The sequence below is a fragment of the Candidatus Streptomyces philanthi genome (genome assembly GCF_059553635.1).
Map to the genome: position 1 here is coordinate 1 of NZ_JCANQV010000263.1, position 8,411 is coordinate 8,411.

Genomic DNA, 8,411 nt, shown 5'->3' on the forward strand with positions numbered 1-8,411 from the left:
CCCCCGGCACGACGGGCCACCGGCCCGCAATTGGCCCTTTTCCGGGACAACACGCGGACGGTTGGGTGGGGGCGAAGCACCACCACCCGCACCGAGTGAGGTCAACTGTGTCCAGCACGCCCACCACGCCCCAGCAGCCCGAGACCGGCACCGCCCGCGTCAAGCGCGGAATGGCCGAACAGCTCAAGGGCGGCGTGATCATGGATGTCGTCACGCCGGAGGAAGCGAAGATCGCCGAGGACGCCGGGGCCGTCGCCGTCATGGCCCTGGAGCGGGTGCCCGCCGACATCCGCAAGGACGGCGGCGTGGCCCGGATGTCCGACCCCGACATGATCGAGGGCATCATCGACGCGGTCTCGATCCCCGTCATGGCGAAGTCCCGCATCGGCCACTTCGTCGAGGCCCAGGTCCTCCAGTCCCTCGGCGTCGACTACATCGACGAGTCCGAGGTCCTCACCCCCGCCGACGAGGTCAACCACTCCGACAAGTGGGCGTTCACCACCCCCTTCGTCTGCGGTGCCACCAACCTCGGCGAGGCCCTGCGCCGCATCGCCGAGGGCGCGGCCATGATCCGCTCCAAGGGCGAGGCCGGCACCGGCAACGTCGTCGAGGCCGTCCGCCACCTGCGCCAGATCAAGGGCGAGATCGCCCGGCTGCGCGGCTGCGACCACAACGAGCTCTACGCCGCCGCCAAGGAGCTGCGCGCTCCCTACGAGCTGGTCAAGGAGGTCGCCGAGCTGGGCAAGCTCCCCGTCGTCCTCTTCTCCGCGGGCGGCGTCGCCACCCCGGCCGACGCCGCGCTGATGCGCCAGCTCGGCGCCGAGGGCGTCTTCGTCGGCTCCGGCATCTTCAAGTCCGGCGACCCCGCCAAGCGCGCCGCGGCGATCGTCAAGGCCACCACCTTCTACGACGACCCCAAGGTGATCGCGGACGTCTCCCGCAACCTCGGCGAGGCCATGGTCGGCATCAACTGCGACACTCTGCCCGAGGCCGAGCGCTACGCCAACCGCGGCTGGTGAGGACGGCGATGAGCACCACGCGGAGAGGGGCGGGCGCGTGAGCACTCCCGTCATCGGTGTGCTGGCCCTCCAGGGCGACGTCCGCGAGCACCTGACGGCGCTCGCCGTGGCGGACGCCCTGGCGCGCCCGGTGCGCCGCCCCGAGGAGCTGGACGACCTCGACGGCCTGGTGATCCCGGGCGGCGAGTCCACCACCATGTCCAAGCTGGCCGTCGCCTTCGGGATGCTGGAGCCGCTGCGCGACTTCGTCCGCGCGGGCCGGCCGGTCTACGGCACCTGCGCCGGAATGATCATGGTGGCGGACAAGCTGCTGGACGCCCGCGCCGACCAGGAGACCCTCGGCGGCATCGACATGATCGTGCGCCGCAACGCCTTCGGGCGGCAGAACGAGTCGTTCGAGGCGGCCGTCGAGATGACCGGCGTCGCCGGCGGGCCCGTCGAGGGCGTCTTCATCCGGGCGCCCTGGGTCGAGTCGGTCGGGGCGTCCGCGGAGGTCCTGGCGACGTACGGTGGACATATCGTGGCCGTCCGGCAGGGTAACGTCCTCGCCACGTCGTTCCACCCGGAGCTCACGGGCGACCACCGTGTGCACGCCCGCTTCGTGGACATGGCACGCCGGGCCTGAGACCGGTGCCGGGCCGCCGGAGTACGGCGGCCCGGCACGTTCCCGGTAGGATCTCAGGCGTTCATTTCTCAGATCCTTACGCGAAGGAGACAGGCGGATGTCCGGCCACTCTAAATGGGCTACGACGAAGCACAAGAAGGCCGTGATCGATGCCAAGCGCGGCAAGCTCTTCGCGAAGCTGATCAAGAACATCGAGGTCGCGGCCCGGATGGGCGGCGCCGACCTGGACGGCAACCCGACGCTGTACGACGCCGTCCAGAAGGCGAAGAAGCAGTCGGTGCCGAACAAGAACATCGACTCCGCCGTCAAGCGCGGCGCCGGCCTGGAGGCCGGTGGCGCCGACTACGAGACGATCATGTACGAGGGCTACGGCCCCAACGGCGTCGCGGTGCTCATCGAGTGCCTCACCGACAACCGCAACCGCGCGGCCTCCGACGTGCGGGTCGCCATGACCCGCAACGGCGGCTCGATGGCCGACCCCGGCTCGGTGTCGTACCTCTTCCACCGCAAGGGCGTCGTCATCGTCCCCAAGGGCGAGCTGACCGAGGACGACGTGCTCGGCGCCGTCCTGGACGCGGGTGCCGAGGAGGTCAACGACCTCGGCGAGTCCTTCGAGGTGCTCAGCGAGGCCACCGACCTGGTCGCGGTCCGCACCGCGCTCCAGGACGCGGGCATCGACTACGACTCGGCCGACGCCAACTTCGTCCCCACCATGCAGGTCCAGCTGGAGGAAGAGGCCGCGCGCAAGATCTTCAAGCTGATCGACGCGCTGGAGGACAGCGACGACGTCCAGAACGTCTTCGCCAACTTCGACGTCTCCGACGAGGTCATGGCCAAGGTCGACGCCTGACGCACGCAGCCGCACGACGGGCCGGCGGGGGACACGCCCCGCCGGCCCGTCGTTGTCAGTGGCAGCCGCTAACCTGCCAGAACAGGTGACCGAAACGGTGAGGGGCGGGGCACGATGAGGGTGCTGGGGGTGGACCCGGGGCTGACGCGCTGCGGCGTCGGCGTGGTGGACGGCGTGGCCGGACGCCCGCTGGCCATGGCCGGAGTCGGCGTCGTACGGACCCCGGCGGACGCCGACATCGCACACCGCCTGGTCCTCATCGAACGCGGCATCGACCAGTGGCTGGACGAGCACCGCCCCGAGTACGTCGCCGTCGAACGCGTCTTCAGCCAGCACAACGTCCGCACGGTCATGGGCACCGCCCAGGCCAGCGCGGTCGCCATGCTGTGCGCCGCGCGCCGCGGACTGCCCGTCGCGCTGCACACCCCCAGCGAGGTCAAGGCCGCCGTCACCGGATCGGGCCGCGCCGGCAAGGACCAGGTCGGCGCCATGGTCACCCGGCTGCTGCGGCTCTCGGCGCCCCCGCGGCCCGCCGACGCCGCCGACGCCCTCGCGCTGGCCATCTGCCACATCTGGCGCGCCCCCGCGGTCAACCGCCTCCAGCAGGCCCAGGCCGCCGCCCGCCGCACCGCTCCCGTCCGCGCCCCCGGCATCCGCCGGGCGGCTCCCCAGAAGGGCACCCGATGATCGCCTTCGTCTCCGGCCCCGTCGCGGCCCTCGAACCCGACACCGCCGTCGTCGAGGTCGGCGGCATCGGCATGGCCGTCCAGTGCACCCCCGACACCCTCTCCGCCCTGCGCGTCGGACAGCCCGCCCGCCTCGCCACCTCCCTCGTCGTCCGGGAGGACTCGCTCACCCTCTACGGCTTCGCCGACGACGACGCCCGCCGCACCTTCGAACTGCTCCAGACCGCCAGCGGCGTCGGCCCCCGCCTCGCCCAGGCGATGCTCGCCGTGCACAGCCCCGACGCCCTGCGCCGCGCCGTCGCCACCGGCGACGAGAAGGCCCTCACGGCCGTCCCGGGCATCGGGAAGAAGGGCGCCCAGAAACTCCTGCTGGAGCTGAAGGACCGGCTCGGCGCACCGGTCGGCACCGGCCCCGGCGTCGGCAGCGCCGTGACCCCCGCCTGGAGCGACCAGCTGCACGCCGCCCTCATCGGCCTCGGCTACGCCACCCGCGAGGCGGACGAGGCGGTCGCCGCCGTCGCCCCGCAGGCCGAGGCCGCCCACGCCGAGGGCGGCACCCCCCAGGTCCCGCAGCTCCTCAGGGCCGCGCTGCGGACCCTGAACCGCGCCCGGTAGCGCGCGCCCCCGACCGTACGACCCCGCAGGCGGCCCGGCCGCCCCGACCCCACGAGGCACACCGCAGTGAACTGGGACGACACCGCCGACGACGAGACCCCCCTCGGCCCGGCCGACCGGCTGGTCGGGGCCACCGCCGACGGCGAGGACACCGCCGTCGAGGCCGCCCTGCGCCCCAAGGACCTCGCGGAGTTCGTGGGCCAGGAACGGGTGCGCGAACAGCTCGACCTGGTGCTGCGCGCCGCCCGCGCCCGCGGCGCCACCGCCGACCACGTCCTGCTCTCCGGCGCGCCCGGCCTCGGCAAGACCACCCTCTCGATGATCATCGCCGCCGAGATGGGCGCCCCCATCCGCATCACCTCCGGCCCCGCCATCCAGCACGCCGGCGACCTCGCCGCGATCCTCTCCTCCCTCCAGGAGGGCGAGGTCCTCTTCCTCGACGAGATCCACCGGATGTCCCGGCCCGCCGAGGAGATGCTCTACATGGCCATGGAGGACTTCCGCGTCGACGTGATCGTCGGCAAGGGCCCCGGCGCCACCGCCATCCCTCTCGAACTCCCGCCGTTCACCCTCGTCGGCGCCACCACCCGGGCCGGCCTGCTGCCGCCCCCGCTGCGCGACCGCTTCGGCTTCACCGCCCACATGGAGTTCTACGCCCCCGCCGACCTCCAGCGCGTCGTCCACCGCTCGGCCGGGCTCCTCGGCGTCGAGGTGGAGCCCGACGGCGCCGCGGAGATCGCCGGCCGCTCCCGCGGCACCCCGCGCATCGCCAACCGCCTGCTGCGCCGCGTCCGCGACTACGCCCAGGTCAAGTCCGACGGGGTGATCACCCGCGCCACCGCCGCCCGCGCCCTGGACGTCTACGAGGTCGACGGCCGCGGCCTCGACCGCCTCGACCGCGCGGTGCTCACCGCCCTGCTCAAGCTGTTCGGCGGCGGCCCCGTCGGCCTGTCGACGCTCGCCGTCGCGGTGGGGGAGGAGCGGGAGACCGTCGAGGAGGTCGCCGAACCGTTCCTGGTGCGCGAGGGCCTGCTGGCCCGCACTCCCCGTGGCCGGATCGCGACCCCCGCGGCCTGGACGCACCTGGGAATGACCCCGCCGCAGCAGCCGGCGCCCGGCGGACAGCAGGGCCTGTTCGGAGGGTGACGGCGCGGACACTCGCCCGGCGAGGAACCACAGTGGGATGCTGGGCGTTGTTCCACTGGTGCGGACTCGCCTAGACTCCGCCGATGCCGTCCGAACGGACCGGCATGCCCACCCCCGTTATCAGACCGCGTTCGCGCGGTCGTGCGAAGGATTTCCGTCCCGTGAGTATCGTGTCCCTCCTCCCCTTCATCGTCCTCATCGGGGCCATGCTCCTGATGACGCGGTCCGCGAAGAAGAAGCAGCAGCAGGCCGCGGAGATGCGCGACAGCATGCAGCCCGGCACCGGCGTCCGCACGATCGGCGGGATGTACGCCACCGTCAAGGAGATCCACGAGGACTCCGTGCTCCTCGAAGTGGCTCCCGGCGTCCACGCCCTCTACGCCAAGAACGCGATCGGCGCCGTGCTCGCCGACGAGGAGTACAACCGCATCATCGACGGCGCCGACCCCGTCGTCCCCGACGACGCCTCGTCCCTGACCGGTGACGACGACGCCACCGGATCGGGTGACAAGAGCCCCTCGGTCGACCTGGGCAAGGGTGACGCCGCCGCCGACGCGAAGGCGGAGAAGGGCGCCGCCGCCGACGACAAGAAGTCCGGCGACGCCGACGCGAAGTAGTCCGCCCACGGGGAACCACGGCGTGCCACGGTCGGTGCGCCGCGGTTCCCGGACGGTTTAGGCTCCGGCGGGGGCAGGACCCCACACCACTTCGTGGCCGCTCGGCAGACACCCGAAGCCGAGGGGTTGGACAGGGAGATTCGAGAAGGTGGCAGCACCCAAAAAGGGCCGTAAGGCGCCCCGGGCCCAGGGCAGGCCGGGGCGCGCACTGGCCCTGATCTTGATCGCGATGGTGGCGCTGGTCGGAGGCATGTTCGCCTCCGGCACCACGGCGCCCCGCCTGGGCATCGACCTGGCGGGAGGCACCAGCTTCACGCTGGCCGCCCAGAACCAGCCGGGCAAGCCCAACGCGATCAACGAGACCAACATGAAGACCGCCGCGGGCATCATGGAGCGGCGCGTCAACGGTCTGGGCGTGTCCGAGGCCGAGGTACAGACCCAGGGCAGCAACCACATCATCGTGAACATCCCCAAGGGGACGGACGCGAAGCAGGCCCGGCAGCAGGTCGGTACCACCGCCCAGCTCACCTTCCGCCCCGTGCTGACGACCACGGCGGGCGCGAAGACCCCCGAACCCGGCGCCACCAAGGGCGGCAAGGGCACCGAGGGGGGCAAGGCGCCGAAGGCCGACGGGAAGCCGTCGCCCGACGCCGGTCCGAGCGGCCAGGGGCGCGCCGTCACCGACGCCCTGAAGAAGGACCCGTCCGACAAGCCGGAGCCCGGCGGCACGGCCACGCCGCCGCCCGCGCCCGGCGGCGACCAGATCCCCGCCCCCCTGCAGAAGCAGCTCGCGGCCCTGGACTGCACCACCAAGCAGGCCCGCGCCGCCGCGGGGGAGAGGGCCGCCGGCACCAAGCCCTCCGAACCGGCCGTGGCCTGCAAGGACGACGGCACGCAGAAGTACGTGCTCGGCCCGGTCGCCGTCGAGGGCACCGACGTCAAGGATGCCAAGGCGGTCTTCGACAGCCAGTCCGGCCAGGGCTGGATCGTCCAGATGGACTTCACCTCCGACGGCTCCAAGAAGTTCGCGGACATCACCGGCAAGCTCGCCACCAAGATGCAGCCGCAGAACCAGTTCGCCATCGTCCTGGACGGCGCGGTGGTCTCCGACCCGCGCGTCAGCCAGCGCCTCAACGGCGGCAGCGCCATCATCTCCGGCGGCTTCACCCAGCAGAGCGCCGAGGACCTGGGCAACATGCTCTCCTACGGTGCCCTGCCGCTCTCCTTCAAGATCGACGACGAGACCACGGTCACCGCGGCGCTCGGCGGCGAGCAGCTGCGCGCCGGCCTGATCGCCGGCGCCATCGGCCTCGCCCTCGTCATCGTCTACCTGGTCGCCTACTACCGGGGCCTGGCCCTGGTGGCACTCGCCAGCCTCTGCGTCTCCGCGGTCCTCACGTACACGATCATGACGCTGCTCGGCCCGGCCATCGGCTTCGCGCTGAACCTCCCGGCGGTCTGCGGTGCCATCGTCGCCATCGGCATCACCGCCGACTCCTTCATCGTGTACTTCGAGCGCATCCGCGACGAGATCCGCGAGGGCCGCTCGCTGCGCCCGGCCGTCGAGCGCGGCTGGCCGCGCGCCCGCCGCACGATCCTGGTCTCCGACTTCGTGTCGTTCCTGGCCGCCGCCGTGCTGTTCGTCGTCACCGTCGGCAAGGTGCAGGGCTTCGCGTTCACGCTGGGACTGACCACCGCTCTCGATGTCGTCGTGGTGTTCTTCTTCACCAAGCCGCTGATGACGATCCTGGCCCGCCGGAAGTTCTTCGCCGACGGCCACTCCTGGTCCGGCCTGGACCCCGAACGTCTCGGTGCCCGTCCGCCGCTGCGCTCGCGCCGCCGCGTCACCGCCCCCACCGACCCGAAGGAGGCGTGAGGTGTCCAAGCTCGGCAACCTCGGCGCCCGGCTCTACCGCGGTGAGGTCGGCTACGACTTCATCGGCAAGCGCAAGATCTGGTACGGCATCTCGGTCCTCATCACCATCACGGCCATCGTGGGCCTCGCGGTACGCGGCCTGAACATGGGCATCGAGTTCTCCGGCGGAGCGGTCTTCACCACCCCCAAGACCTCGGTGTCCGCGGAGGAGGCCCGGCACAAGGCCGAGGCCGCGTCCGGCGGCCACCAGGCCGTGGTGCAGAAGCTCGGCGGCGGCGCGCTGCGCATCCAGATCAGCGGCATGGACACCAAGCAGGCCGTGCCCGTCCAGGAGGAACTGGCCAAGGACCTCAAGGTCCCGGTCAAGGACGTCAACACCCAGCTCGTCGGCCCCAGCTGGGGCGAGCAGATCGCCAACAAGGCGTGGCTGGGCCTGGGCATCTTCATGGTCCTCGTGGTGATCTACCTCGCCATCGCCTTCGAATGGCGGATGGCGGTCGCCGCGCTGGTCGCGCTGATCCACGACCTCACCATCACCGTCGGCGTCTACGCCCTGGTCGGCTTCGAGGTCACCCCCGGCACCGTCATCGGTCTGCTGACCATCCTCGGGTACTCCCTCTACGACACGGTCGTCGTCTTCGACAGCCTCAAGGAGGCGTCCCACGGGATCACCCGGCAGACCCGCTTCACCTACAGCGAGGTCGCCAACCGTTCGATCAACGGCACCCTGGTGCGGTCGATCAACACCACCGTCGTGGCGCTGCTCCCGGTCGCCGGGCTGCTGTTCGTCGGCGGCGGTTTCCTGGGCGCCGGCATGCTCAACGACATCTCGCTGGCCCTGTTCGTCGGTCTCGCCGCCGGCGCCTACTCGTCGATCTTCATCGCGACCCCGCTGGTCGCCGACCTGAAGAACGGCGAGCCGCAGATCAAGGCGCTCGCCCGGCGCGTCAAGGCCAAGCGCGCCGCCGCCGAGGCCC

9 protein-coding genes are annotated in these 8,411 nt (G+C 71.8%); all 9 read left to right on the top strand.

The window, feature by feature from the left end:
- Window positions 1-107: 107 nt before the first annotated feature.
- Entirely contained in the window at window positions 108-1,019 is a 912-nt protein-coding gene (gene pdxS / locus AC51EU_RS23880; RefSeq protein ID WP_496269104.1) for a pyridoxal 5'-phosphate synthase lyase subunit PdxS, read from the top strand.
- Between the two features lie 37 nt (window positions 1,020-1,056).
- The gene (gene pdxT / locus AC51EU_RS23885; RefSeq protein ID WP_496269105.1) at window positions 1,057-1,644 is read left to right on the top strand and encodes a pyridoxal 5'-phosphate synthase glutaminase subunit PdxT; all 588 of its coding nucleotides are present in this window, start codon (window positions 1,057-1,059) and stop codon (window positions 1,642-1,644) included.
- Window positions 1,645-1,741: 97 nt separating this feature from the next.
- On the top strand, window positions 1,742-2,494 hold the full coding sequence (locus tag AC51EU_RS23890) for a YebC/PmpR family DNA-binding transcriptional regulator (RefSeq protein ID WP_496269106.1): 753 nt from the start codon (window positions 1,742-1,744) through the stop codon (window positions 2,492-2,494).
- Between the two features lie 114 nt (window positions 2,495-2,608).
- On the top strand, window positions 2,609-3,181 hold the full coding sequence (gene ruvC / locus AC51EU_RS23895) for a crossover junction endodeoxyribonuclease RuvC (RefSeq protein WP_496269107.1): 573 nt from the start codon (window positions 2,609-2,611) through the stop codon (window positions 3,179-3,181).
- Window positions 3,178-3,795: a Holliday junction branch migration protein RuvA gene (gene ruvA, locus AC51EU_RS23900; RefSeq protein WP_496269108.1), complete on the top strand. Its 618-nt coding sequence runs from the start codon at window positions 3,178-3,180 to the stop codon at window positions 3,793-3,795. The genes ruvC and ruvA overlap by 4 nt, the downstream gene beginning before the upstream one ends.
- Window positions 3,796-3,861: 66 nt before the next feature.
- The gene (gene ruvB, locus AC51EU_RS23905) at window positions 3,862-4,941 is read left to right on the top strand and encodes a Holliday junction branch migration DNA helicase RuvB (RefSeq protein WP_496269109.1); all 1,080 of its coding nucleotides are present in this window, start codon (window positions 3,862-3,864) and stop codon (window positions 4,939-4,941) included.
- A 161-nt stretch (window positions 4,942-5,102) separates the two neighbouring features.
- A complete protein-coding gene (gene yajC / locus AC51EU_RS23910; RefSeq protein WP_496269110.1) occupies window positions 5,103-5,558 on the top strand; it encodes a preprotein translocase subunit YajC in 456 nt (151 codons plus the stop codon).
- A gap of 148 nt (window positions 5,559-5,706) precedes the next feature.
- Window positions 5,707-7,434 (top strand): protein translocase subunit SecD, encoded by a 1,728-nt coding sequence (gene secD, locus AC51EU_RS23915; protein WP_496269111.1) that lies wholly within the window; start codon window positions 5,707-5,709, stop codon window positions 7,432-7,434.
- A 1-nt stretch (window position 7,435) separates the two neighbouring features.
- A partial coding sequence (secF, locus tag AC51EU_RS23920; protein WP_496269112.1) for a protein translocase subunit SecF occupies window positions 7,436-8,411 on the top strand: 976 nt, incomplete at its 3' end.

Excerpts from the sequence above, each read along its gene's own strand:
- AC51EU_RS23890 (WP_496269106.1), top strand. The coding sequence starts at position 1,742 with ATGTCCGGCCACTCTAAATGGGCTACGACGAAGCACAAGAAGGCCGTG.
- ruvC (WP_496269107.1), top strand. The coding sequence starts at position 2,609 with ATGAGGGTGCTGGGGGTGGACCCGGGGCTGACGCGCTGCGGCGTCGGC.
- ruvA (WP_496269108.1), top strand. The coding sequence starts at position 3,178 with ATGATCGCCTTCGTCTCCGGCCCCGTCGCGGCCCTCGAACCCGACACC.